The sequence below is a fragment of the Rhizobium etli CFN 42 genome, from assembly GCF_000092045.1.
GTDB lineage: Bacteria > Pseudomonadota > Alphaproteobacteria > Rhizobiales > Rhizobiaceae > Rhizobium > Rhizobium etli.
The window spans coordinates 1,218,296-1,240,879 of the sequence record NC_007761.1 but is presented as its reverse complement, the minus strand read 5'-3'; the positions used below and the strand labels follow the sequence as shown (position 1 = coordinate 1,240,879).

The following is a 22,584-nucleotide window of genomic DNA, read 5'->3' as shown; positions in this document are numbered from 1 at the left end:
CTCCGCCCGGTCAAGCCGGAACGCCGCCGCAGAAGATGCCGGCGCCGACTGTAGACGGTGTGGCGATTTCCGCCTCGCCTCGCACCCAGCCGGGCTCGCACAGAAAGCTTTGCCGATGGGTGATGCGCATATATAGCGTCTCTGCGAAAGCTCCGCCGCCTTGCCGTATGCGGCATTAAAACCTCAACGAATAGGGTCCCTGTGTTTCTGGAAATTGGAATTGTGGCGTTTCTCACCATTCTGAATGGTGTGCTCGCCATGTCTGAGCTCGCCGTCGTGTCTTCTCGAACGGCCCGCCTGAAAGTTCTCTCCGACAATGGGAGCAAGGGTGCAGCTCAAGCCATCAAACTCGCCGAAAACCCCGGCCGCTTTCTCTCCACGGTTCAGATCGGCATCACGCTTGTCGGTGTTCTCTCCGGCGCTTTCTCCGGCGCAACACTCGGCGGCCGCCTGACAGCATGGCTGGAGGCGCAGGGGATGTCATCGACGGCCGCTGACGCCATCGGTGTCGGTTCCGTCGTCGTGGCGATCACCTATCTTTCCCTGATCGTCGGCGAACTTGTTCCCAAGCAGATCGCATTGCGCGAACCCGAATCGGTTGCGGCGAGGGTCGCACCCGCCATGGCGCTGCTTTCAAAGATTGCGCTGCCTCTTGTCTGGCTTCTCAACGCCTCGGGAAATCTCGTGCTCAAGCTCCTCGGCCAGACAGGAAAAGTCGGCGACAACGTCTCTGACGAAGAGATCAAGACCGTTCTGGCCGAGGCGCAATCGGCGGGCGTTATCGAGAGCGAGGAATCGGCGATGATCTCCGGCGTCATGCGGCTGGCGGACCGCACGGCCCGAGCGCTGATGACGCCGCGGCGCGATGTGGAAATTATCGATATTGACGACAGCCTCGATGAAATCCGGGCGCAGTTGCACGGGACGAAGAGGTCTCGATTGCCGGTTCGCAAAGGCAGTTCCGACGAGGTGATCGGGATCCTTCCGGTCAAGGATTTCTACGACTCGATGTCCGAACACGGCAGCGCCGACATCAAGGCTCTGACACAGGACGTCCCGGTCGTTTCGGACCTTGCAACCGCTACCACCGTCATTGAAGCGATCAGGAAATCGCCTGTTCACATGGTGCTGGTGTTTGATGAATACGGCCATTTCGAAGGGATTGTCTCGTCAGGCGACATTCTGGAGGCGATCATGGGCGCGCTGCAGGAGGGACCGGTCGATGAGCAGGCCATCGCTCGTCGAGACGACGGTTCCTATCTCGTCTCCGGCTGGACACCTATCGACGAATTCGCCGAGTTCCTGAACCTCAAGCTCGAGGACGATCTCGAATATCAGACCGTGGCCGGCCTGGTGTTGGAGGAACTGAAACATCTGCCGGAATTGGGAGAGAGCTTCACGAGAGATGGATGGCGCTTCGAGGTCATCGATCTCGACGGCAGGCGCGTGGACAAAATCCTTGTGTCTGAAGTTCGCGACTGAGCGCAACCGGCGCAACATCGACACGATCCGCACCCGCCACATGGAAGACGTGGCCCGACATCAGGAGGTATCGCCATGGCATGGTCCGCCAGCCAATATGCGAAGTTCGAGGACGAGCGCACGCGGCCGGCGCGCGATCTTCTGGCGCAGGTGCCGCTGCAGCACCTTCGCCGTGCCATCGACCTCGGCTGTGGACCGGGCAATTCCACTGAGCTCATCATCGAGCGTTACGGTGCCGATGGCGTTTCCGGCCTCGACAGCGACGCCAACATGCTGGAGGCGGCCCGCAAGCGGCTTCCCGGCACCGCCTTCGTCGAGGCGGATCTTGGCAGCTGGCAGCCGACGGAGCCTGCCGATCTGCTCTTTGCCAATGCCGTCTTCCAATGGCTGCCCGATCATCTCGATATCTTCGAGCGGCTGATGGACGGGCTTTCTGAAGGCGGCGTTCTTGCCGTGCAGATGCCCGACAATCTGGGAGAACCTTCGCATCTGGCGATGGAAGAGACCGCCCATGGCGGGCCCTGGAAGGCCGCTTTCGAGGAAAAGGGCGTGCGCCGCCAGCCGCTGGCTCCGCCGTCCAGCTATTACTCCAGGCTGATCGCCAAAGCCGCCCGCGTCGATATCTGGCACACGATCTACAATCATCCGATGGCAGACGCGGCGGCGATCGTCGAATGGGTTAAAGGCACCGGACTGATGCCCTATCTCGCTCGGGCCGGCGAAAAACACCGCGAGGCTTTTCTAGCCGATTATCTGGAACGGATCGAAAAGACCTATCCGAAGATGTCGGATGGCCGGGTGCTGCTGCGGTTTCCGAGGATCTTCATCGTGGCGGTGAAGGGGTAAGCGGACACTGATCATTGCACTCCGTTTTACGCCGATCCAGGTCCCCTCCCCACAAGGGGGAGGGACTAACGTGCTGCACCGCTTCACATAATCTTCCATCGCAGCAATTCGCGGAAGGGTAGCAGCCAGCGCAGCTTAGCCCCTCCCCCTTGTGGGGAGGGTTGGGGAGGGGTGTTGGGCAGGCGGATGAGGCGCGCGCCCCGCACGCTGTCAAATGCCTGTTACCCCTCGCCGCCTATGTTGCGGCGGAACCGCCAGGCTTTATAGTCGGACACAAATCTCGGAGATGACACATGAACGCTGCCCCTACCCCGCCGGTCACTCTCGTCATCTTCGGCGCCACCGGCGATCTGACGCGCCGGCTGCTGGTGCCGGCGATCATCAACCTGACGCGCCAGCGCCTCGTCGGCGACGATCTCCACATCCTCGGCATCGGCATCGAAGCGGGTGACGACGGGTTCCTGCGCGGCCGGCTCGATGCCTTCCTCGAGCATCTGAACGGCGAGGAGCAGACGGTCAAGGACGAGGCATGGGAAAGTCTGCGCGGACGCATCTCTTATATGGCCGGCGATTTCACCAAGGAGGATATTTTCATCGAAATCGGCAAGCGGCTGGGGCCGAACGCCAATGCCGCCTTCTATCTGGCGGTGCCGCCGTCCTTCTTCGGCACCATCATCGAGAAGCTTGCCGCCCATGGGCTGACCGATGAAAGCGAGGGCGTTTTCCGCCGCGTCGCCATCGAGAAGCCATTCGGCACCGATCTCGCCTCGGCGCGGGCGCTCAATGCGCAAATCCTCGCCCAGATCGACGAAAGCCAAGTCTACCGGCTCGACCATTTCCTCGGCAAGGAGACGGTGCAGAACCTGATGACGGCGCGTTTCGCCAACATGATCATCGAGTCCTTGTGGAACAGCCGCTATATCGATCACGTGCAGATCACCGCCGCCGAGATCGTCGATGTCGGCAGCCGCGGCAAGTTCTACGATGCGACCGGTGCGCTGCGCGACATGGTGCCGAACCACCTCTTCCAGCTGCTGGCGATGATTGCCATGGAGCCGCCCAACAGTTTCGATGCCGAGGCGATCCGCAACGAGAAGAGCAAGGTGCTGAAGGCGCTGCGGATCTATACGCCCGAGGAGGCAAAGACGCATGGCGTGCGCGGCGCCTATGCGGCCGGCCCGCTGAACGGGGTCGATCTTCCCGCCTATCGCGACACCAAGGATGTTTCGCCCGACAGCCGCACCGAGACCTATGTGGCGTTGAAGCTCTATGCGGATACGTGGCGCTGGGCGGGCGTGCCCTTCTATCTCAGAACCGGAAAGGCGCTGACGGCGCGCGACACCGAGATCGTCATCACCTTCCAGCCGGTGCCCTTCGCGCAGTTTCGCGAAACCGAGGTCAATCGCCGCCTCCCGCCGAACCGTCTGGTGATCCAGGTGCAGCCGGACGAGGGCATGAGCATGGAAATCTCGATCAAGTCGCCGGGGCTTTCGGTCGATACGACGCCCGTGTCGCTCGACTTCCGCTATGCCGACAAGTTCGATATCGGTAAGACCACCGGCTATGAATCACTGCTCTATGATCTCTTCATCGGCGACCAGACGCTGTTCCAGCGCGCCGACGGCATCGAGGCCGGTTGGGCGGCGGTGCAGCCCTTCCTCGACACCTGGGCTGGGGATACGAGCACGCCCGAAGCTTATGCGCCGGGCAGCATGGGACCGTCCTGTGCCGACGCGCTCATCGAGCGCGACGGACGCAAATGGCATGAACTCGGCGTCATCCCGGACGGCGACGGCAAGAACGGCAAATAGGCCCGCCTGAATTATTGACCTTGGCGGCATGCGGGGCTGACGGAGGCGCCGCTATTGCCGCCTTGCGTGGCAAGCGCGCCGCGGGCCTTGCGCGGCGGACAGCGCGCCCAGTCAACGCGGCCGCTCGGAGCGCCGTTGTCGACGCTGCCGGTTTCGATCGAGTCGAGCGGAATGATCAGCCAGCTTTGCGTCTCGGCTCCGGGCGCGGTGCCGAGCGGCGGCGTGCCATCGAAGCGGCCGCTGGCGTCCATGCCCATATTCGACTGGGCAAGAACCGGGGCGGAAAGGCTGAGGAGAGCGATCGACGTTGCTGCAATGAACCTGCGCATGATGCTGTTCCTTCTGGTGTCGGCGATGCGGCAGAAACAGCCATTCTACGCCCCTTGTTCCCTATCGGGCAGGCCCGGGTGATCAAAGTTTGGCGAATGGATTAAAAACGTCCCTGGCCTCAATCAAGCCAGCGCGACAGCAGCTTTTCCAGCCCTGTCGGATAAAGATCGATGCCGGCATCGCGCAGCATGACGCGGCCGAACCAGCGTGCCGTCGCCGCCGTCTCATCCAGTTCGCAATAGCGGATTTCGTCACGATCGTAGAGGGTTTTGTCGGCCAGCTCGACATCGGCGGCGAAGATGAATTCGTGGCCGATTGCACCATGGTGCTCGAAGATGTTTTCGAGAAGGTGCCAGGAACCGACGATGCGGATCGCCGTCTCCAGCTCCTCATTGAATTCGCGGTGCAGGGCCTGTTCACGTGTCTCGCCGAATTCGATCGAGCCGCCGAGCGGGCGAACGCCCTTGATGCGGCCGCTGTCATCCTCGACTTCCGCGGCGAGCAACCGGTTCTCTCGCCAGGCAAGGCCGATCACTTTCACCCTGATCTGCTGCGGCGGGCGCCAGACGGTCATGCGGCTCTCCTTGAGGGCGCGGACAAATAGAAAAGCCTCGCAGCGAATACCGCGAGGCTCCTATGTTCGACCGTCGTTTAGACGAACTGGCTGAGCCCCGGAACCGAGGCGACGACTTCGTCGACGACCTCCTCGCCGGCATATTGCTTGGCAATGGCGATGGTTTCTTTGGCGAGCGAGGTGATCTCGCCCATGCCGAGGCCCTCGCCCATCAGCTGCTGGCCGAGCGCCATAATGCCGCCGCCGCCGAGCGAGCTCATCAGCCCGCCGAGCAGACCGCCGCCGCCGGCGCCGGCGCCATTGAACTGGGCGACAAGATCGGCGCCGCCCGGAATCGCCTCGATCATCCGGGCCACCGGACCGTCGGCGGCCTCGCGCTGCAGGAAGCCGAGCATCATGCCGAGCGCCTTCTCCGCCTGCTCCGGGGAAATACCCACGCGATCGGCGATATCAGTCACAATTTCATTCATTCTCAGCCTCCTATTATTTTGACGTTAACGTCAACGTTATTCGAGATTGGAGTACAACTCAAGCCAGCGATTTCGCTTCCCATGCGAACAGTTGTCCGCATCTGCCTGCCTGCTTATAACAGGGAAACGATGGTTCGATGAAGGCAGCGCAAGCCCGGCCTTCTCACAAACGGCGGCAGAGCCGAAGGGAGCATGGGGATGATCGAGGACGGCAAGATTTTCATCGGCGCGAGCCGCAATCCCGACGACAGCATCAACAAGCCGGAATATCTGGATCTGAAGTTCGGCAACCGCCACGGCCTCGTCACCGGCGCCACCGGCACCGGCAAGACGGTGACGCTGCAGGTGCTGGCGGAAGGCTTTTCCCGGGCCGGCGTTCCGGTCTTTGCCGCCGACATCAAGGGCGATCTTTCCGGCATCGCCGCCAAGGGGGAGCCCAAGGATTTTCTCATCAAGCGCGCCGAGCAGATCGGCTTCACCGACTATGAATTCGACCAGTTTCCGGTGATTTTCTGGGATCTGTTCGGGCAAAAGGGCCATCGCGTGCGTACCACCGTTGCCGAGATGGGGCCGCTGCTGCTCGCCCGGCTGATGGATGCCAGCGAGCCCCAGGAAGGCGTCATCAACATCGCCTTCAAGATCGCCGACCAGGCCGGACTGCCGCTGCTCGATCTCAAGGATTTCACCTCGCTACTCAACTATATGGGCGAGAATGCCACCGAGCTTTCCAGCCAGTTCGGTCTGATCTCCAAGGCCTCGGTCGGCTCGATCCAGCGGGCGCTGCTCGTGCTCGAACAGCAAGGCGCCGAGCACTTCTTCGGTGAACCGGCGCTGAAGATTTCCGACATCATGCGCACTCACACCAATGGTTACGGCCAGATCTCGGTGCTTGCCGCCGACAAGCTGATGATGAACCCGCGCCTTTACGCCACCTTCCTGCTGTGGCTGCTGTCGGAGCTGTTCGAGGAACTGCCGGAAGTGGGCGATCCGGAAAAGCCGAAGCTCGTCTTCTTCTTCGACGAAGCACATCTGCTCTTCAACGACGCGCCGAAGGTTCTGATCGAACGCGTCGAGCAGGTGGTGCGGCTGATCCGTTCCAAGGGCGTCGGCGTCTATTTCGTCACGCAGAACCCGCTCGACGTTCCGGAAACGGTGCTCGCCCAACTCGGCAACCGCGCTCAGCATGCGCTGCGCGCCTATTCGCCGCGCGAACAGAAAGCGGTGAAGACGGCGGCCGATACGTTCCGCCCGAACCCGGCCTTCGACTGCGCCACCGTCATCACCAATCTCGGCACCGGCGAGGCGCTGGTCTCGACGCTGGAGGCTAAGGGCGCGCCGTCGATCGTCGAGCGTACGCTGATCCGCCCGCCGTCGGGCCGCGTCGGCCCGCTGACCGACGGCGAACGCCAGCAGGTGATGGACAGGAGCCCGGTTCTCGGCATCTATGACGAAGACGTCGACCGCGAATCCGCCTTCGAGATGCTGGCGGCGCGCGCCAAGAAGGCGGCGGAAGCTGAGGCCGCCAAGCGGGCGCAGGAAGACGCGGCCGAACAGCCGGGCACGACCTCCGGCTGGACCCTGCCGGGCTTCGGCGGCGATGACGACAACCGTCAGGGCCGCGGCACATCGCGCGGTAGATCCGGCTACCAGCGGGAAACGGTGGTGGAAGCGGCGATGAAGAGCGTGGCGCGCACGGTCGCCACCCAGGTCGGCCGCGCGCTGGTGCGGGGGATATTGGGGAGCCTGAAGCGGTAGAATTGCAATTCTGACTGTTTTGAGGGCCGGTTCTCCATCTGCGCCGCGCCCCCTCATCCGCCTGCCGGCACCTTCTCTCCGCTGGGGAGAAGGGAAGCAGGCCGAGAGCTTTTGTGTAGACGACAGGTGGTTTAACAGGGCAGAACATCGCCACATCTCGCTTCTCCCACCGGGGAGAAGATGCCGGCAGGCAGATGAGGGGGCGCCGAATTCCTGCGCTTCCTTTGCCCTGGTGTAAGGCACCTGCCCCGCCTTGAACCTTCAGCCTTTCTTCCCTAAATTACCCGGCATCGACCATTTAACAGGATGTGTGCCGCAATGGATTTCAACCCGATCGCAATGCCAGTTCGCCTTGCCAACGGGGAAATCCATATCCATGCCTGCATCCATCACCCTCTCGCAAATTTCCTGGGCCACGCCTGACGGGCGGCCGCTTTTTTCCGATCTCGATCTCAGTTTCGGCAGGGACCGCAGCGGTCTCGTCGGGCGCAACGGCGTCGGCAAGACGACACTGCTGAAGCTCATCTCCGGTCAGATCCGGCCGCAGTCTGGAACGGTAGCTGTCAGCGGCAGCGTCGGGGTGCTGCGTCAAAGCGTTCAGGTCGCGGCTGACGAAACCATCGCCGATCTCTTCGGCGTGGCCGCGGCGCTCGAGCTTCTGCGTCGTGCCGAAGCCGGCGCGGCAACGGCCGACGAGCTTGCCTCGGCGGACTGGGCGCTGGAGCCACGCATCGCAACCGCGCTCAACCGGACGGGACTCGACGCGGAGCCGCAGACGCTGCTTGCCGCACTCTCCGGCGGGCAGCGGACACGCGCCGCGCTTGCCGCGCTCATCTTCAGCGAGCCGGATTTCCTGCTGCTCGACGAACCGACAAACAATCTCGACCGCGAAGGCCGCGAAGCGGTGATCACGTTGATTTCAGGTTGGCGGGCCGGCGCGGTGATCGTCAGCCATGACCGGGAATTGCTCGAAAGCGTCGATCAGATCGTCGAACTGACCTCGCTCGGCGCGACACGCTACGGCGGCAACTGGAGCCACTACCGCGAGCGCAAGGCCCTCGAGCTTGCCGCCGCCCGGCATGATCTTGCCGATGCCGAAAAGCGCACGGCGGAGATTGCCAGGAAGGCGCAGGCGAATGTCGAGCGTCAGGCACACAGGGACAGCGCCGGGCGAAAAATGGCCGCCAAGGGCGGCATTCCGCGCATCATGCTCGGCGGCATGAAGGAGCGGAGCGAAACCACCGGCGGCGACAATGCGCGTCTTGCCGAACGCCGGCGCGCCCAGGCCCTCGAAGAGACCAAGGCGGCGCGCGAGAAGATCGAGATCCTGCAGCCGCTATCGGTGAGCCTGCCGCCGACGGGGCTGCCGGCCAGCAAGATCGTGCTGAAGATCGACGGTGTGACGGCAGGTTACCGGCCTGATGAACCCGTCATCCGCGATCTCTCCTTCGACGTGACGGGACCGGAACGCATCGCCATTACCGGGCCGAACGGCTCGGGCAAGACGACGCTGCTCGCACTCATTACCGGCGAGCTGAAAGCCTGGGCCGGCACGGTCGCGGTGATGACCGGTTTTGCGATGCTCGACCAGAAGGTCGGCCTTCTCGATCCGTCAGCCTCGATCCGCGACAATTTCCGCCGGATCAATCCGCAGGCGGATGAAAACACCTGCCGGGCCGCGCTGGCCCGCTTCATGTTCAGGGCCGATGCGGCGCTGCAGACGGTTTCGACGCTCAGCGGCGGCCAATTGCTGCGGGCCGGCCTTGCCTGCACACTCGGCGCCGCACCACCGCCGCTGCTGATCCTCGACGAGCCCACCAACCATCTCGACATCGACTCGATATCGGCGGTCGAGGCGGGTCTCGGCGCCTATGACGGGACGCTGATGGTCGTCAGCCACGATGAGACGTTTCTCGAAAATATCGGCATAACGCGGCGGCTGGAATTGCCGGGCGGCGATACGGGTGGGTGATTTTAGGGGGAGCTGCCTTTCCCCAGCGGCGCGCACCTCTCGCGCCTGCGGTTATGAGCGCGGCATCCTCCAACGTCCCTCATGCTGAGGTGCGAAGCCCGAGAGTAGCCTCGAAGCACGCCCCAACATTGCTTCCTGCATCCCTCTGACGTCGCCTCCCTTGCCTGATTTTGCCGTCAATGGTATTTCCCTCCTGCAACTCTTTCGAGAAAGGAGGATCACGTCATGCAGTATTATTTCCGGCATCATCGCCAGCGTGGTCCCGTCGACGCCCTGTAAATGCGTTTGCAGGGCTGACCAGAGACGCTTTCACATCTCTTCCTGGTCTGCCCTTCGTGGCCGATGCGCCGCCGTCAGATGACAGCGCGCATTCCTCTTATTCCCGGGCCTCAAAGACGCAATCCGTGATGGCTTGATGCCGCCGATTGCGCTTGCCCCCGGTCAGGACCAGAGAACGAACATGACCCTCATCGCTATCCGCAATCTCGGCGTGACGCTGGGCAATCCGCTGTTTTCCAACCTCAATCTCGTCGTCAATTCAGGCGACCGCATCGGCCTCGTCGCCGCCAACGGCCGCGGGAAATCCACGCTGCTGGCCTGCATCACCGGCGCGCTGGAGCCGAGCGAGGGCGAGATCACCAAGGCCCGCGGGCTGACGATCGGCCATGTCGCGCAGAATGTGCCGGCCGCACTTTCCGACACGCCATTCTATGATGCGGTGCTGCAGGCGCTGCCGGCCGATCAGGCCGAAAGCGAGAGCTGGCGCGTCGATGTCGTGCTGGAATCGCTCGAAGTGTCGGAGGTGATGCGCGGCCGGCCGCTGAAGCAGTTGAGCGGCGGCTGGCAGCGGCTGGCGATGATCGCCCGCAGCTGGGTCACCGAGCCAGACGTGCTGCTGCTCGACGAGCCGACCAACCATCTCGACCTCGAAAAGATCGCGCAGCTGGAAAGCTGGCTGAATGCGCTGCCGCGTGACGTGCCGGTCATCCTCTCCAGCCACGACCGCGCCTTCCTCGATGCGACGACGAACAGGACGCTGTTCCTGCGGCCGGAGCAATCGCCGGTCTTTGCGCTCCCCTATAGCAGGGCCCGCGCAGCACTCGACGAGATCGATGCCGCCGAAGCACGGCGCTACGAGCGCGACATGAAAACGGCGGAACAGCTGCGCAAGCAGGCCGCCAAGCTCAACAATATCGGCATCAATTCCGGCAGCGATCTGCTCGTCGTCAAGACCAAGCAGCTGAAACAGCGGGCGGAGAAGCTGGAGGATGCGGCCAAACCGGCGCATCTCGAACGTTCGGCCGGCGCCATCCGCCTTGCCAACCGCGGCACGCATGCCAAGGTGCTGGTGACGTTGGATGACACGGCGGTGACGACGCCGGACGGGACGCTGCTCTTCAAGACCGGCCGGCAGTTCATCTGCCAGGATGACCGCATCGTACTCCTCGGCCTCAACGGCGCCGGCAAGTCGCGGCTGGTGACGATGCTGAAGCAGGCGATCGAAAGGCCGGAGGCGGCGCCGAACGGGATCAAGGCGACGCCGTCGCTGGTTCTCGGCTACGGCGATCAGGCGCTCGCCGACCTTGCCGACCGGGACACACCGATCGGCACGATCATCCGCCGCTTCGATGTCGGCGACCAGCGGGCGCGGGCCCTGCTTGCCGGGGCCGGCATGACGGTCGACATGCAGGCAAAACCGATCGGCCAGCTGTCCGGCGGCCAGAAGGCGCGGCTCGGCATGCTGGTGCTGAGGCTGACCGAGCCGAATTTCTATCTGCTCGACGAGCCCACCAACCACCTCGATATCGAGGGACAGGAGGCGCTGGAGAATCAGTTGATGGCGCACGAGGCGAGCTGTCTGCTGGTCTCGCACGACCGCAGCTTCGTGCGGGCGGTGGGAAACCGCTTCTGGCAAATCGAGAAGAAGCGGCTTGTGCAGGTGGAGAGCCCGGAGGGGTTTTTTGCTTCTGTGGCGGGGTGATGGATGGCGGCGGCGTGCCGTGTGGCCGCCTCATCTGCCTGCCGGCATCTTTGCCTGGGTCGAGCCACGGGTCTCGACCCGTCCTTCGGACCCCCATGGGGAGAAGGGATCTGCCGTACTGTTTCCTCCATCGCAAACGGCAGCGGCAAGAAGAGGCCGCTGCCGCAACTCCCCTTCTACCAATCGGGGAGAAGGTGGCCCGAAGGGTCGGATGAGGGGGCCTTACGGTACTACCGCCAATATCACTACCGCTTCGGCGCCACCAGGCAGAAGAAGGCGCCCTGGGGATCGGTGGCCTGGATGATCCAGCTGCCACCGGGGACTTCCATCGGGCCGTTGACAACCTTGCCGCCGCCTGAGGTGACGCGTTCGATCGCCGCGTCAAGCGCCGGCACGATGAAGTAGTAGCACCAGAAGGTCATCGGCAGGTTGTCGGGCTTGGTCATCATGCCGCCGGTCTGCCGGCCATCATGGGCGAAGATGTAGTAGACGCCCATCGGCCCCATGTCCATTTCGCTGTCCTTCGTCCAGCCAAACCGCTTGGAATAAAAGTCCAGCGCCTCTTTGCCATTGCCGGCGTAGAGCTCGCGCCAGCCGATATTGCCGGGTGCGTCGGGGGCCAGTTCCGGCCAGGTCTGCTCCATCGGCGCCGGCGTCATGATGCAAATGACGGCGCCATGTGGGTCGGCGACGACGGCGAAGCGGCCGATCGTCGGGATGTCTTGCGGCGGCCGGCGCACCGCCCCGCCATTGGCGGCGAAATCCTTTGCCATCTGGTCGACATCGTCGACGCCGACATAACCCGTCCAGTTCGGCGGGATGCCCTGGCCTTCGAGCTCGGCCGGAAACTCCATCAGACCGGCAACGCCGATACCGTTCGCTTCGAAGACCGTATAGGTCGGCATGCCTTCCACCTTCATTTCGGAGGTGGTCCATCCGACGACGGAGCTGTAAAATTTTGCGGCGGCTGAGGTGTCGGGGGTCATCAGCTCACACCAGATGAACTTTCCATGCGTCTTGGACATCATGCTCTCCCTCTTCTGGCGCCGCCCTTTCGCTTGGGCGCGCCGTGATTGTCAGATTTTGCGGATGTAATGTGCTTCCATGAACTGCTTCCACGAGCCGTCCTCCTGCTTGGCGCTGGAGGTGAAAGTCCGGTGATTGTCGTCGACGAAAGTGATGCGCTCGCGGTAATCGGCGAAGCCATCGCCGCTGAAGTCGGGTCCAGTCGTATAGAGGTCGAGCACATTGCCGGAGGCGTCGACCTCGCCCTCATAGACCCACATATAGTCCATCATGCTGCCGATCCAGCTGCCGACATATTTGCCCTTTTCGGCGTTGTAGCCGAGCGTCAGGATCGTGGAGGCCTGCTTGCCATTCGGCATGGGTCCAGTCCCTTCGGCGACGAACCAGATGCCGTGCAGCGAACGGACGGTCTCCGTCCAGTCCTTGCCGTCGGACATTTCGGGTGCGGTGACGCTCCAGTCGCCGACCAGCCTTTCCAAAAAAGAATGCTCTTTCAGCACTTCGGCCGTCTTCATCATTCTCTTCTCCCTTCGAGTGACGATATTCCAGATGTTTGATGGCTCAGTGACAGCAGGACGATGTCTTCGGAGCATCCTCATATTCGTCATGACGGCGCACGAAATTCATCGTGCTTTCCTCGTTGCGGCCCTTCGGCGCGCGGTCGAGGATCATCAGGGTGCCGATCAGTTCCTCCGGGCCGCGGGCATAGCTCGAATAGGTATGGAAGATCTCGCCCTTGTCGCTGCGGTAGAAGGCGCTGAGGCCAGGCAGTTCGTCATGGGCCTGGGCCGGCTCGATGGCAGTGAAATTATAGAAGACCCTCTCTTTGGCAAGATCCTCCGGGGTGAAAGAGACGTGATAATCGAAATTGAAATCGTTGGCGAAGGACGAGACCCATGGAAATTTCCAGCCCATGCGGCTCTTGTAGGCGGCGATCTTGCCGAGCGGAGCACGCGAAACAGCGACCCAGGTGACGTCGTGATGATTGAGATGCGGCAGCGCCCCATCGATGTGATCCGACAGGAAGGAGCAGCCGGTGCAGCCGGCCTCCCAATCCGGCCCGAGCATGAAATGATAGATCAGCAGCTGGCTGCGGCCGTCGAAGAGATCGGCAAGCGACTTCTTTCCCTCGGGCGTGTCGAAGACATAATCCTTGTCGACCTTCACCCAGGGCAGCGCCAGGCGCTCGGCGTTGATGCTGTCGCGCAGCCTCGTCGCCTCCTTTTCCTTCAAGAGCAGGGCGCGGCGGGCCTCAAGCCATTTCTCGCGGGAAACAACCTCATTCTGCATGGGATGCGCCCTCCTCCGGCGCAGCCGGTGAAGCCGGCTCATCTCCTTCTCCTTGACTAAATACATTGATATCAATAGAAATAGAGCATGTCAAATTCGGTTGAAATTCCCTTCTCTACAACGCTGCTGGTGCGCGATACCTGCCTCTGCCTGCATGCGCAGCGGGCGGCGCGGGCGCTCGCCCGCCTATTCGACGACGCGCTGCGGCCCGCAGGGCTGACCAACGGGCAGTTTTCGCTGATGATGTCGCTCAACCGGCCGGAGCCTCCGCCAATGGGACCGGTCGCAGCGCTCCTCGCCATGGACCAGACGACGCTGACTGCGGCCTTGAAGCCGCTGCAGCGCAAGGGCTGGGTAAGCGTGATGGAGAATCCGAAGGACAGGCGCGGCCGGCTGCTTGCCCTCACCGGCGAAGGCAGGACGGTGCTGGCAAGGGCGCTGCCGATCTGGAAAGACACTCATGCGGCGCTCGATCAAAAGCTGCCGGACGGAAGCTCCGCGCGGCTGCGGCAGGACTTGCAGACAGTGTCGGGGATGACGGGGGAGACGCCGAAGCCGGTCGTTCGCCGGTCGCGTCACAATGGGCGGGCGACGGGCGAATAGGACGGCCGCCTCTCATCCGCCTACCGGCACCGACCGGGTGGAGACAAGTGGCTCGACCCCGGCAAGGCTAGGGTGAGGGGCAGTTCTGGCGCGAACCGCCGGAGAACCGAACGCCGAGCACTCCGTTGATGTCGTCAGCAGCAGAAAAGCGATGGCCCCGACCGAAGCCGAAGGCCATCGCCCGCAGTTGTTGCCCAGCGCGCCTGGATCAGGCGACGGTGACCGGAACTTCGGTCGAGGTGCGCATGGCGTGGCTGTAGGGGCAGACGATGTGGGCTGCGGCAGCGAGCTTTTCGGCGGTTTCGCGCTCGAGGCCAGGGATATTGACGGTCAGCGCCACTTCGATGCCGAAGCCGGTGCCGTCTTCGCGCGGGCCGATGCCGACCTTGGCCGAGACGGTTGTGTCTTCCGGAATCTTGACCTTCTGCTGGCCTGCGACAAATTTCAGAGCACCGAGGAAGCAGGCGGAATAGCCGGCAGCGAAGAGTTGTTCGGGGTTGGTGCCGGTCGCGCCGTCGCCGCCGAGTTCCTTGGGAACGGTCAGCGTCACGTCCAGAACGCCGTTTTCGGAAACGGCGCGGCCGGCGCGACCGCCGGTGGCAGAGGCTTTGGTCGTATAGAGAATAGGCATGACGGTCTCCTTAGGTTGGCCCTTCGATCGGGGTAGTGTTTTACTAACGCACAATTAAATTGTACGCAAGTGAATTTCGCAAATTGCATTTCAAGAGTGGAAAGAGGACAATCGGAGCCTCGGGGATGACGAATATGAAAGCGCAAACGACAAAGACGATGGAGATACCTGAGGAGGAGAAGCGGCTGGAAAAGCAGCTATGCTTCGCCGTCTACGCGACGGCGCATGCTTTTACCCGGGCCTATAAACCGATCCTCGACAGGGTCGGTCTCACCTATCCGCAATATCTGGTGATGCTGGTGCTGTGGGAACGCAGCGCCCTGCCAGTGAAGACGATCGGCGAGCAGTTGGACCTCGATTCCGGCACGCTGTCGCCGCTGTTGAAACGGCTGGAACAGAGCGGGCTGATCAAGCGCATCCGCGATCTGCGCGACGAGCGGCAGGTGATCGTGTCGCTGACGCCGAAGGGCGAAGCGATGAAGGGAGAGGTCGATACGATCATGACGGCGATCGGAAAAGCCGCCGGCTGCACGATCGAGGAAATGGCCGAGATGCGCGACATGCTGCACCGGCTGCGGGCCAATCTCGGCCGGGCCGGCGAGGGCTGAAAGTCCCTGCCCCGAGCCCATGGCGGCTATGGCAGGATCAGGAGCGCCGCTTTGCGACCTTCGCAGTTGAGCGCCGCTTTTTTGCAGGCGGAGGTGAGGCTTCCGCCCCTTCGGCGGCCTGCTGCAGACGCAGCGCCCTCAGCTTCTCCGTCTTCTTGTCGCGGGCCGATGCCTCGGCTGCGATAATGGCGCGCGCCGTGTGATCGGTGGCCTCCGCCTTGTCGCGGGACGACAGCTTGGCGGGGTTGAAGAATTCTCCCTTGGTGGCGGTCATGTGCCCCCTTTCTCAGATGATGGCGGCGTTTGATCCTTGCATTGCGGCTGCCAACATCATCTTACGGCCAGGACGCGATTCCACAAAGCCGAGATGTGGCGACCGGCCCGTGACACCACGGCCGGCATGCCACGGCCGGATCAGCGAGCGCGGACAGCCTTTTTCGGCGCCGGCAGCAGGCCCTCGCGCTGCAGCTTCTTGCGGGCAAGCTTGCGCTGGCGGCGAACGGCCTCCCCCTTTTCGCGGGCACGCTTCTCCGACGGCTTCTCATAGGCGCTGCGCGCTTTCATTTCCCGGAAAAGTCCTTCGCGCTGCATCTTTTTCTTAAGCACACGCAACGCCTGATCGACATTGTTATCCCTGACGAGTACCTGCAAACGAATATCCTTCCTGTTGGCGGCGAGGCCGCTGTCATATGATGAAAATGGTGGGCTACTTGCCCATGCGGATTCCCGAAAATTTCAGCCACGGCTCGGCGTCATCGGCTTTGGCAGCCGCCTCGAGTGACGCCCGCCGCGGCGATTCCCCGATGTCGATATCGTCCTCGGTGATGCGGCGCTCGAAATTCTCGCCTGTGAACTGAACGCGATATTGCACGTGCCCGTGATCGTTGGGCAGGATGCTGGCGATCCGGCAACGCTTGTCTGCCTTTGCCGTGCGGGTCAGGCCGGACTTCAGCACGATCATGTCGCCGACTCTATAGCTTGATCTGCTCATTCAGCGTCCCTCAACTCTTCGGCTGCTCAATTTCAAAACAAAAAGGCCGGGCTTGAACCCGACCTCTTTCAGTCATTCAGCCACAAAGCTGCCTTTGATGGTCAGCGCGCTGCCAGTACATCCGTGGTCAGCTCGCCGCAATCCGTGGTCAGCCCAGACGAACGGCAATCATGCGGCCTGAAGGTTATCGGCCGAATTCTTGCCGGACCGCTTGTCGCGGACCAGATCGTAGCGGACCTTCTGGCCTTCGGTCAGTTCGCGCATGCCGGCGCGTTCGACTGCCGAAATGTGGACGAAAACATCCGTGGAACCATCGTCGGGCTGGATGAAGCCAAAACCCTTGGTGCCATTGAACCACTTGACGACGCCTGAATTCATAACGATCTCCTTTTCAACCGTTAGAGTGCACCCGGGGAAGGATGTCCGCGGGCAATATCGATGTTGAGAGAGATCTGACGAAGCGCATTCAGCGCACGGACAAAGGTCGCAAGCAATATTCGATAGGCCCCATGTAGGCTGTTTATCGAATTAAGCAATGCTATCTCGAAAATAAAACTTCTCCGGGCGGACGACAGATGCCGGACGAAGCGAGCTGAGGCGGCCGGATCGCGGCCGCCTCAGCGGCAGTTACTGCCAGACGACGATCGGCGCCTTTGTCGGGACGCGGTCGTAGAGATCGATGATATCCTGGTTCAACAGCCTGACGCAGCCCGAGGAGACGGCCTTGCCGATCGAGCGCCAGTCGGGGTTGCCGTGCAGGCGGTAGAGCGTGTCCTCGCCGTTCGAGAAGATATAAAGGGCGCGGGCGCCGAGCGGGTTCTTCAGGCCCGGCTCCATGCCGCCGTTCTCGATCGAATATTTGACCAGTTCCGGCTGACGGGCGACCATCTCGTTCGGCGGCTTCCAGCGCGGCCATTTCTGACGCCACTGGATGACGCCCGACCCCTGCCAGGCGAAGCCCTCGCGGCCGATGCCGACGCCGTAGCGCATCGCCATGCCGTCGGCCTGGACGAGATAGAGGAAGCGCGACGGCGTATCGACGACGATGGTGCCCGGCGGCTGGCCGGTGGGGTCGAGGACACGCTGGCGATAGTAGCGCGGATCGATCTGTTCATAGGGAACGGCGGGAATGAGGAAGCCGCCGTCTTCGATCGGGCCGTACATCACGGCAAGCTCGGGGCCGCTCGGCACGCTCGAGGCTGCCGGCGACTGGAACAGGCGGCCCGGCGAACGGTAGATGATCGACGTGTCGCCCGATGTCACGGTGTTGGCGGAAGAGGCGCAGCCGGTGAGCGCCGAGGCGGCGGTCAGTGCCGAAAGGGAGAGAAAGCTGCGGCGGGAAAGATGTCTATCGGAACTCATGACGCGGGACTGATTTCCTGTTGATGCGGGAATCCATTACGACATCATGAAATCTATCGGCTTGCGCCAAATAAACCATAGCTTCACGCAGACGTGTTCCTGGTGGAACCGACGATATGAAGAGCGCTGTTGCAGCGCTACATCACAACGATCTCCGCCTTTGCGGGAAGCCGGTCGTAGAGGTCGACGACGTCCTGGTTCAGCATGCGCACGCAGCCCGACGATGTCGCCTTGCCGATCGACTGCCAGTCGGGCGTGCCGTGGATGCGATAGAGCGTATCCTGGCCGTCCTTGAAGATATACATGGCGCGCGCGCCAAGCGGGTTCTGAAGCCCGGGATTCATGCCGCCGTTTTCCGCCGAAAAGGCGCGAACTTCCGGCTGGCGCGAGACCATTTCGACCGGCGGCGTCCAGCGCGGCCATTTCTGCTTCCACTGGATGACGCCACGGCCCGACCAGGCGTAACCGTCGCGGCCGAGCCCGACGCCGTAGCGCATCGCCTTGCCGTTAGGCTCGACGAAATAGAGGAAACGCGCCTTGGTATCGACGACGACGGTGCCGGGGCGCTCGATCGTCTGATAGTCGACCTCCTGACGCAGGAATTGTGGCTGAACGCGGCTGACAGGAATCGCCGGCAGGGTGAAATCCTCGTCGCGCAGTTCGCCATACATCGCCATATGCAGCGGGTTCGTGACGGGCAGGCCGTAGGTCTGGTGGAACTGGGTCTTGTAGAGTTCGCGCGTCTGCGGCACCGGCTGATCGGGGATCGGCCGCACCCGGCGCGGATCGACGCCCGGCGGCTGGTAGAAGACCGGCGAGGTTTCCTGGACGAAGCGGGCGGGCGAATCGGCGGCGACATCGGGGATCAGGATGTTGCAGCCACTGAGCGGCGCGACAGCAATCATAAGCCCGGCAATCGGGAAAACCCGGCGCAGAAAATTCATGGGACCACCCTATCAACGATCGGCAAGACAGCGATATCTGCCGGCAGGATGGCACCCGCGGCTGGCGCGAGGCTGGCGTCGGGGGAAAAGCCGGGAGATTAAACGGACCAGAGCCGTTGCGCTTCGCGGCGAAGGGCGGCAATTGCCCGTACGGCAAGATCGCCGTCCATCTGCAGGACGCTTGCGGCATGCCTCAATTCCGTCTCTTCCTTAAGCTTCGCCAGGACCCAGCCGATCTTGCGTTCGATGTCCTGGCCATAAGCTTCGGTCGCCTTCAGAACGGCGACAGTGGGAATCTCCACGTAGCGGGTGAGAAGCATCCCCAGATCGATAGCATCACGGTAGGCGACAGTCCTGTCCTGGCAGCGGTCTGCGTTGGCGAGCAGCTTTTCGGCAAACATGTCAGGCAGCGACAGCATTGGAACGTTCAGTCGCGAATCGAAAGTGCCTTCAAGCGCGATCCGCGCCTCACGCACGATTTCGAAGCGAATAGCCTGATCTTGGAGAGTAAGGACCGTACGTATGCCGTATTGGTCGGTCCTGAAGTCCCTGAGCGTCGTGACCGGCTCTCCGAAAAAGGCTCCTGCTCCGCTTTCGATCGCCGCCAGGCGCAGGACGCGATATCCTTCGCCATCCGCACAGAGAAAATCGACGTCAAGCGACAGCCGGTATTCATCGAGATTCATGACGATGGCTGTTCCGCCGGCAAACCAACACTTATTGGCCAGAAAAAAATCCGCCCGCATCAGCCGAAGGGCCGCAGCGATGGTGCGATGTTCGGGACGTCTGAATTCCATAATGGCCACCTGGTTTCCGCCCAAGCCTAAATACGAAGGATAAAGAAACGGAAAATCAGGAGACGAGCAGGACGCCGTTGCCATAGGCGGCGGTCAGATGGCGGATCAGTCGCTTCTCCCGCTCAGTCAGCCTGCTAGCATCGACGAAACGCCAGTTGCGTTCATACAGCGCAAAAACCTCCGAGGCAGGTATCGCGCGCGCGGGGTCACGATTCCAGACGAGCCCTTTCAGCTCGGGGAAGTCGTTCGGCACGATCATGGTCTCTGCGTCCGTCGTCATACGGGGAATATAGGCCCAATGGGCCTGCATTTGAAGCGGCGGCGAAAAATCAGGCCGCCACTCCATGGAAGAAGCGGATGCTCTGTTCGATCTCGGCCGGCAGCGCCGAGGTGTGGTTGCCGGTGACGGTGTCGGTTTCGATGTGGATGCCCGCGGCGCGGGCGCGGCGAGCGAGCAGATCGGCGCGGTCGTTGAAATGCGACTCTTCCGTGCCGTGAACCACCCGGATGGGGCATTTGAAGCTGTGGGCGTAACAGAGCGCCGAACGCACCTCGAATTCATGCGCATTGCTGTCGTCGAAACGAATGTCCTGGGGATAGCGGCTGAAGAAGCGGAAGGCGTTGGGATTGCCCGATATCGGCGCGGCGGCGCGGAATTTATGGGTGCTCATCGCCGTCAGCATGGTCAGCGTGCCGCCGATGCTATGGCCGGCGATGAACAGGCGGCCGGGATCGACGCCCGGCAGATGCGCCAGGCGCTCGGTGGCGGCCAGCACATCGTCGACCTCATCGTAGAAGCCGGAGAAATTGCCCATCTGGCCGTTCTCGCCGCGCAGCGACGGCATCATCACGACATAACCCGCATCCATATAGGGCTTCATCAGCTGCCAGTGGCCGATGCCCATCGCATTGCCGCCATGCAGGAAGAGCACGGCGGGGCTGGCGGTGCGACCGCGCTTGTATCTGGAGACCCAGGCGGCCAGTTCCAGCTCGCCGCCATAGCCGGAGCGGTAGAAGATCTTCTCGGCGTCGGCAGGCGCGGTCAGCGGTTCGTATTTGTCCGGCGCCGGCCCCTTCTGCAGGAGTTTCGTGCGGAACCGGCGGCGGACCGCGGCATAGTCGTGCTTGGCAAGGCGCGGCTCGTCCGGCACATCGAAAGCGGCGGCCATGCGCGGCAGGACGAGCGCACCGGCAAGCCCCGCCAGGACGGCGCGGCGTTGGCGGAAAAAGGAATTTTGTTCATGCGAGCTCATGACGCAGCACCCAAATCACCTCCCGGCACATCAGATTTGCACCGGAAAACTGGCGCCGCCAATACACATGATGTTGAAAATATTGCCCTGCGTCATTGTTGCGCAGGCCCATCGGCTCAGCCGGGCTTGGCGTCGATCATGGCGATCAGCGTGCGCAGCCGGTCGGCCTCATACGGAGGTTTGTCGGGGCGAAGGCGAGCGATGCGGGGGAAGCGCATTGCGACCCCCGATTTGTGCCGCGTCGAGCGGTTGATACCCTCGAAGGCCACCTCGACGACGAAGCCGAAATCCCTGTCGGCCCGCACCGCCCGCACCGGCCCGAAACGCTCGGTCGTATTGTTGCGCACGAATTTGTCGAGCAGCTCGAGCTCGGCATCGGTGAAACCGAAATAGGCCTTTCCCACCGGCACCAGCTGTTCGCCGTCCTCGTCATCGGCCCAGACGCCGAAGGTGAAATCGGAATAATAGCTGGAGCGCTTGCCGTGGCCGCGCTGTGCATACATCAGCACTGCATCGACATTATAGGGATTACGCTTCCACTTGAACCACGGGCCTTTCATCCGCCCGGCCTGGTAGATGCTGTCGCGCCGCTTGATCATCACGCCCTCGATGACCGGATCGGGCGGGGCGGCACGCAGAGCGTCGAGCTCCTCCCATGAGGAGAAAGGCACGAGCGGCGAGAGGTCGAACCGGTCATGGGGGGCGCGGTCGATGATATCGGAAAGACGCTCGCGGCGATCGACATAGTTGCGGCCGCGAATATCCTCCTCGCCGTCGAAAAGCATGTCATAGGCGCGGATGAAGGCGGGGTAGTCGTCGAGCATCTTCGCCGTCACCGTCTTGCGGTTCAGCCGCTGCTGCAGATCGGAAAAGGTGCGGGTCGGGCTGTTGGAGCGGGCAGTGCCGCCGACCAGCAGCTCGCCGTCGACGACGCCGGAAAAATTGATCGCCTCGAGAATATCGGGAAAGGCGCCCGATATGTCGTCGCCGGAGCGGGAATAGATCTTGCGCCGGTCGCCGGAGCGGGAAAGCTGAACGCGAATGCCGTCCCATTTCCATTCGGCGGCATAGTCGGCCGGGTCGAGACCTGTCAGGTCCCCCTCCTCCACCGCATTGGCGAGCATGACCGAATGGAAGATCGCCGGTGAAGCCAGGGCCGGTTTGTCGCCGCCGCCCGCCAGCCATTGGAACAGCGTCTCGTAAGGCGGCTGCAGGCCGTGCCAGAGTGTCTCGATCTCGGCGACGTCCTTGCCGCCGAGATCGGCCAAGGCCTGCTTGGCAAGACGGGCGGAAACGCCGATTCTAAGCGCGCCGGTCGCAAGCTTGATGAAGGCGAAGCGGCCGGAGGAATCCAGCCGGTCGAGCAGATCGCGGACATAGCCGCGCACTTCGGTGCGGCCGAGACCGTTCATGCGGGTGACGACCTCGCCCAGGCGTGGCTGGGCAAGCGCCGAGCGGTCGATATCCCGCTCATTGTCCCAGACGAGCGAGATGGTCTCCGCGAGATCGCCGACATAATCATAGGAATAGTGGAACAGCACCTCGTCCATGCGCTCCAGCACCAGCTCGCGCAGCATGGCGGGCTTGACGTTGCGCACCTCCAGAGTGCCGGCGATCGCCGCAAGGCCGTAGCCGCGGTCCGGATCGGGCGTGTCGCGGAAATAATCGGTCAGCAGCTTGAGTTTGCCGTTGCGGCTGGGGGTCAGAACCAGACGGTCGAGCAGGTCGGCGAAGGCTTTCATGTCGGCCCCCAGGCTCGAGAAAAAGACCCCTCCCCAACCCCTCCCCACAAGGGGGAGGGACTAACGCGTGGCGCTGCGTCGGCCCAAATCGACGCTGCTGCATGCTGCGCCGTCTG

At 62.6% G+C, this 22,584-nt stretch carries 25 protein-coding genes; 8 read left to right on the top strand and 17 right to left on the bottom strand.

The window, feature by feature from the left end:
• The first annotated feature begins 201 nt into the window (after positions 1-201).
• From RHE_RS06085 to zwf, 3 genes are all read left to right on the top strand, one after another.
• A complete protein-coding gene (locus tag RHE_RS06085) occupies positions 202-1,482 on the top strand; it encodes a hemolysin family protein (RefSeq protein ID WP_011424526.1) in 1,281 nt (426 codons plus the stop codon).
• Positions 1,483-1,557: 75 nt separating this feature from the next.
• Positions 1,558-2,328 (top strand): trans-aconitate 2-methyltransferase, encoded by a 771-nt coding sequence (gene tam / locus RHE_RS06080; RefSeq protein ID WP_011424525.1) that lies wholly within the window; start codon positions 1,558-1,560, stop codon positions 2,326-2,328.
• A 293-nt stretch (positions 2,329-2,621) separates the two neighbouring features.
• Positions 2,622-4,139: a glucose-6-phosphate dehydrogenase gene (gene zwf, locus RHE_RS06075; RefSeq protein WP_011424524.1), complete on the top strand. Its 1,518-nt coding sequence runs from the start codon at positions 2,622-2,624 to the stop codon at positions 4,137-4,139.
• A gap of 11 nt (positions 4,140-4,150) precedes the next feature.
• Here zwf and RHE_RS06070 read toward each other — a convergent pair whose 3' ends face one another.
• The 3 genes from RHE_RS06070 to RHE_RS06060 all read right to left on the bottom strand — a co-directional run bounded on the left by RHE_RS06070 (position 4,151) and on the right by RHE_RS06060 (position 5,513).
• Positions 4,151-4,468 carry a hypothetical protein gene (locus RHE_RS06070; protein ID WP_011424523.1) on the bottom strand — a complete coding sequence of 106 codons (318 nt, stop codon included), beginning with the start codon at positions 4,466-4,468 and terminating at the stop codon, positions 4,151-4,153.
• A gap of 119 nt (positions 4,469-4,587) precedes the next feature.
• Positions 4,588-5,043, bottom strand: coding sequence for an NUDIX hydrolase (locus tag RHE_RS06065; protein ID WP_011424522.1), 456 nt, complete (start codon positions 5,041-5,043; stop codon positions 4,588-4,590).
• A 77-nt stretch (positions 5,044-5,120) separates the two neighbouring features.
• Positions 5,121-5,513 (bottom strand): hypothetical protein, encoded by a 393-nt coding sequence (locus RHE_RS06060; RefSeq protein WP_011424521.1) that lies wholly within the window; start codon positions 5,511-5,513, stop codon positions 5,121-5,123.
• 198 nt (positions 5,514-5,711) lie between these two features.
• On the opposite strand from RHE_RS06060, the gene RHE_RS06055 reads away from it, so the two are divergent.
• The 3 genes from RHE_RS06055 (at position 5,712) to RHE_RS06045 (ending at position 11,221) form a co-directional block, all read left to right on the top strand.
• Positions 5,712-7,268, top strand: coding sequence for a helicase HerA-like C-terminal domain-containing protein (locus RHE_RS06055; RefSeq protein ID WP_011424520.1), 1,557 nt, complete (start codon positions 5,712-5,714; stop codon positions 7,266-7,268).
• Between the two features lie 376 nt (positions 7,269-7,644).
• Positions 7,645-9,240 (top strand): ABC-F family ATP-binding cassette domain-containing protein, encoded by a 1,596-nt coding sequence (locus tag RHE_RS06050; protein ID WP_011424519.1) that lies wholly within the window; start codon positions 7,645-7,647, stop codon positions 9,238-9,240.
• A 460-nt stretch (positions 9,241-9,700) separates the two neighbouring features.
• The gene (locus RHE_RS06045; protein ID WP_011424518.1) at positions 9,701-11,221 is read left to right on the top strand and encodes an ABC-F family ATP-binding cassette domain-containing protein; all 1,521 of its coding nucleotides are present in this window, start codon (positions 9,701-9,703) and stop codon (positions 11,219-11,221) included.
• A gap of 245 nt (positions 11,222-11,466) precedes the next feature.
• On the opposite strand, the gene RHE_RS06040 is transcribed toward RHE_RS06045, so the two are convergent.
• From RHE_RS06040 to RHE_RS06030, 3 genes are read right to left on the bottom strand one after another with little or no spacing between them, the layout of a single operon-like run.
• Positions 11,467-12,246, bottom strand: a complete 780-nt coding sequence (locus RHE_RS06040; protein WP_011424517.1) for a VOC family protein — start codon at positions 12,244-12,246, stop codon at positions 11,467-11,469.
• 51 nt (positions 12,247-12,297) lie between these two features.
• A complete protein-coding gene (locus tag RHE_RS06035; RefSeq protein ID WP_011424516.1) occupies positions 12,298-12,765 on the bottom strand; it encodes a DUF1579 domain-containing protein in 468 nt (155 codons plus the stop codon).
• A 43-nt stretch (positions 12,766-12,808) separates the two neighbouring features.
• Entirely contained in the window at positions 12,809-13,537 is a 729-nt protein-coding gene (locus RHE_RS06030) for a DUF899 domain-containing protein (RefSeq protein WP_020920728.1), read from the bottom strand.
• Positions 13,538-13,624: 87 nt separating this feature from the next.
• Here RHE_RS06030 and RHE_RS06025 point away from each other — a divergent pair, with 87 nt between their 5' ends.
• Positions 13,625-14,140 carry a MarR family winged helix-turn-helix transcriptional regulator gene (locus RHE_RS06025; protein ID WP_011424514.1) on the top strand — a complete coding sequence of 172 codons (516 nt, stop codon included), beginning with the start codon at positions 13,625-13,627 and terminating at the stop codon, positions 14,138-14,140.
• Between the two features lie 208 nt (positions 14,141-14,348).
• Here the strand turns inward: RHE_RS06025 and RHE_RS06020 are convergent, their stop codons facing one another.
• The gene (locus RHE_RS06020) at positions 14,349-14,771 is read right to left on the bottom strand and encodes an organic hydroperoxide resistance protein (protein WP_011424513.1); all 423 of its coding nucleotides are present in this window, start codon (positions 14,769-14,771) and stop codon (positions 14,349-14,351) included.
• A 125-nt stretch (positions 14,772-14,896) separates the two neighbouring features.
• On the opposite strand from RHE_RS06020, the gene RHE_RS06015 reads away from it, so the two are divergent.
• Entirely contained in the window at positions 14,897-15,379 is a 483-nt protein-coding gene (locus tag RHE_RS06015; RefSeq protein ID WP_011424512.1) for a MarR family winged helix-turn-helix transcriptional regulator, read from the top strand.
• Between the two features lie 37 nt (positions 15,380-15,416).
• Here the strand turns inward: RHE_RS06015 and RHE_RS06010 are convergent, their stop codons facing one another.
• The 10 genes from RHE_RS06010 to RHE_RS05965 all read right to left on the bottom strand — a co-directional run bounded on the left by RHE_RS06010 (position 15,417) and on the right by RHE_RS05965 (position 22,468).
• Positions 15,417-15,653, bottom strand: coding sequence for a hypothetical protein (locus RHE_RS06010; RefSeq protein WP_011424511.1), 237 nt, complete (start codon positions 15,651-15,653; stop codon positions 15,417-15,419).
• A gap of 140 nt (positions 15,654-15,793) precedes the next feature.
• Positions 15,794-16,030, bottom strand: a complete 237-nt coding sequence (gene rpsU / locus RHE_RS06005) for a 30S ribosomal protein S21 (RefSeq protein ID WP_011424510.1) — start codon at positions 16,028-16,030, stop codon at positions 15,794-15,796.
• Positions 16,031-16,085: 55 nt separating this feature from the next.
• Positions 16,086-16,370 (bottom strand): hypothetical protein, encoded by a 285-nt coding sequence (locus RHE_RS06000; protein WP_011424509.1) that lies wholly within the window; start codon positions 16,368-16,370, stop codon positions 16,086-16,088.
• 168 nt (positions 16,371-16,538) lie between these two features.
• Positions 16,539-16,748, bottom strand: a complete 210-nt coding sequence (locus tag RHE_RS05995) for a cold-shock protein (protein ID WP_011424508.1) — start codon at positions 16,746-16,748, stop codon at positions 16,539-16,541.
• 249 nt (positions 16,749-16,997) lie between these two features.
• Entirely contained in the window at positions 16,998-17,732 is a 735-nt protein-coding gene (locus tag RHE_RS05990) for a L,D-transpeptidase family protein (RefSeq protein WP_011424507.1), read from the bottom strand.
• 137 nt (positions 17,733-17,869) lie between these two features.
• The gene (locus RHE_RS05985; protein ID WP_011424506.1) at positions 17,870-18,676 is read right to left on the bottom strand and encodes a L,D-transpeptidase; all 807 of its coding nucleotides are present in this window, start codon (positions 18,674-18,676) and stop codon (positions 17,870-17,872) included.
• Between the two features lie 98 nt (positions 18,677-18,774).
• The gene (locus RHE_RS05980; protein ID WP_042118117.1) at positions 18,775-19,473 is read right to left on the bottom strand and encodes a nucleotidyl transferase AbiEii/AbiGii toxin family protein; all 699 of its coding nucleotides are present in this window, start codon (positions 19,471-19,473) and stop codon (positions 18,775-18,777) included.
• A gap of 55 nt (positions 19,474-19,528) precedes the next feature.
• Positions 19,529-19,732: a hypothetical protein gene (locus tag RHE_RS05975; RefSeq protein WP_244425776.1), complete on the bottom strand. Its 204-nt coding sequence runs from the start codon at positions 19,730-19,732 to the stop codon at positions 19,529-19,531.
• 70 nt (positions 19,733-19,802) lie between these two features.
• Complete coding sequence (locus tag RHE_RS05970; RefSeq protein ID WP_011424504.1) at positions 19,803-20,726, bottom strand: alpha/beta hydrolase family protein; 924 nt, start codon at positions 20,724-20,726, stop codon at positions 19,803-19,805.
• A 116-nt stretch (positions 20,727-20,842) separates the two neighbouring features.
• Positions 20,843-22,468: a cisplatin damage response ATP-dependent DNA ligase gene (locus tag RHE_RS05965; protein ID WP_011424503.1), complete on the bottom strand. Its 1,626-nt coding sequence runs from the start codon at positions 22,466-22,468 to the stop codon at positions 20,843-20,845.
• Between the last annotated feature and the right edge of the window lie 116 nt (positions 22,469-22,584).

Bases quoted from the DNA above. Each gene is read 5' to 3' on its own strand.
- RHE_RS05985 (WP_011424506.1), bottom strand. From the start codon at position 18,676: ATGAATTTTCTGCGCCGGGTTTTCCCGATTGCCGGGCTTATGATTGCT.
- RHE_RS06000 (WP_011424509.1), bottom strand. From the start codon at position 16,370: ATGAGCAGATCAAGCTATAGAGTCGGCGACATGATCGTGCTGAAGTCC.
- RHE_RS06015 (WP_011424512.1), top strand. From the start codon at position 14,897: ATGACGAATATGAAAGCGCAAACGACAAAGACGATGGAGATACCTGAG.
- RHE_RS06070 (WP_011424523.1), bottom strand. From the start codon at position 4,468: ATGCGCAGGTTCATTGCAGCAACGTCGATCGCTCTCCTCAGCCTTTCC.
- RHE_RS06030 (WP_020920728.1), bottom strand. From the start codon at position 13,537: ATGCAGAATGAGGTTGTTTCCCGCGAGAAATGGCTTGAGGCCCGCCGC.
- RHE_RS06055 (WP_011424520.1), top strand. From the start codon at position 5,712: ATGATCGAGGACGGCAAGATTTTCATCGGCGCGAGCCGCAATCCCGAC.
- RHE_RS06010 (WP_011424511.1), bottom strand. From the start codon at position 15,653: ATGACCGCCACCAAGGGAGAATTCTTCAACCCCGCCAAGCTGTCGTCC.
- RHE_RS05970 (WP_011424504.1), bottom strand. From the start codon at position 20,726: ATGAGCTCGCATGAACAAAATTCCTTTTTCCGCCAACGCCGCGCCGTC.
- RHE_RS06025 (WP_011424514.1), top strand. From the start codon at position 13,625: ATGTCAAATTCGGTTGAAATTCCCTTCTCTACAACGCTGCTGGTGCGC.
- zwf (WP_011424524.1), top strand. From the start codon at position 2,622: ATGAACGCTGCCCCTACCCCGCCGGTCACTCTCGTCATCTTCGGCGCC.
- RHE_RS06060 (WP_011424521.1), bottom strand. From the start codon at position 5,513: ATGAATGAAATTGTGACTGATATCGCCGATCGCGTGGGTATTTCCCCG.
- RHE_RS05975 (WP_244425776.1), bottom strand. From the start codon at position 19,732: ATGATCGTGCCGAACGACTTCCCCGAGCTGAAAGGGCTCGTCTGGAAT.
- RHE_RS06040 (WP_011424517.1), bottom strand. From the start codon at position 12,246: ATGTCCAAGACGCATGGAAAGTTCATCTGGTGTGAGCTGATGACCCCC.
- RHE_RS05965 (WP_011424503.1), bottom strand. From the start codon at position 22,468: ATGAAAGCCTTCGCCGACCTGCTCGACCGTCTGGTTCTGACCCCCAGC.
- RHE_RS05990 (WP_011424507.1), bottom strand. From the start codon at position 17,732: ATGAGTTCCGATAGACATCTTTCCCGCCGCAGCTTTCTCTCCCTTTCG.
- RHE_RS06020 (WP_011424513.1), bottom strand. From the start codon at position 14,771: ATGCCTATTCTCTATACGACCAAAGCCTCTGCCACCGGCGGTCGCGCC.
- tam (WP_011424525.1), top strand. From the start codon at position 1,558: ATGGCATGGTCCGCCAGCCAATATGCGAAGTTCGAGGACGAGCGCACG.
- RHE_RS06050 (WP_011424519.1), top strand. From the start codon at position 7,645: ATGCCTGCATCCATCACCCTCTCGCAAATTTCCTGGGCCACGCCTGAC.
- RHE_RS05980 (WP_042118117.1), bottom strand. From the start codon at position 19,473: ATGGAATTCAGACGTCCCGAACATCGCACCATCGCTGCGGCCCTTCGG.
- RHE_RS06045 (WP_011424518.1), top strand. From the start codon at position 9,701: ATGACCCTCATCGCTATCCGCAATCTCGGCGTGACGCTGGGCAATCCG.
- RHE_RS05995 (WP_011424508.1), bottom strand. From the start codon at position 16,748: ATGAATTCAGGCGTCGTCAAGTGGTTCAATGGCACCAAGGGTTTTGGC.
- RHE_RS06035 (WP_011424516.1), bottom strand. From the start codon at position 12,765: ATGATGAAGACGGCCGAAGTGCTGAAAGAGCATTCTTTTTTGGAAAGG.
- RHE_RS06065 (WP_011424522.1), bottom strand. From the start codon at position 5,043: ATGACCGTCTGGCGCCCGCCGCAGCAGATCAGGGTGAAAGTGATCGGC.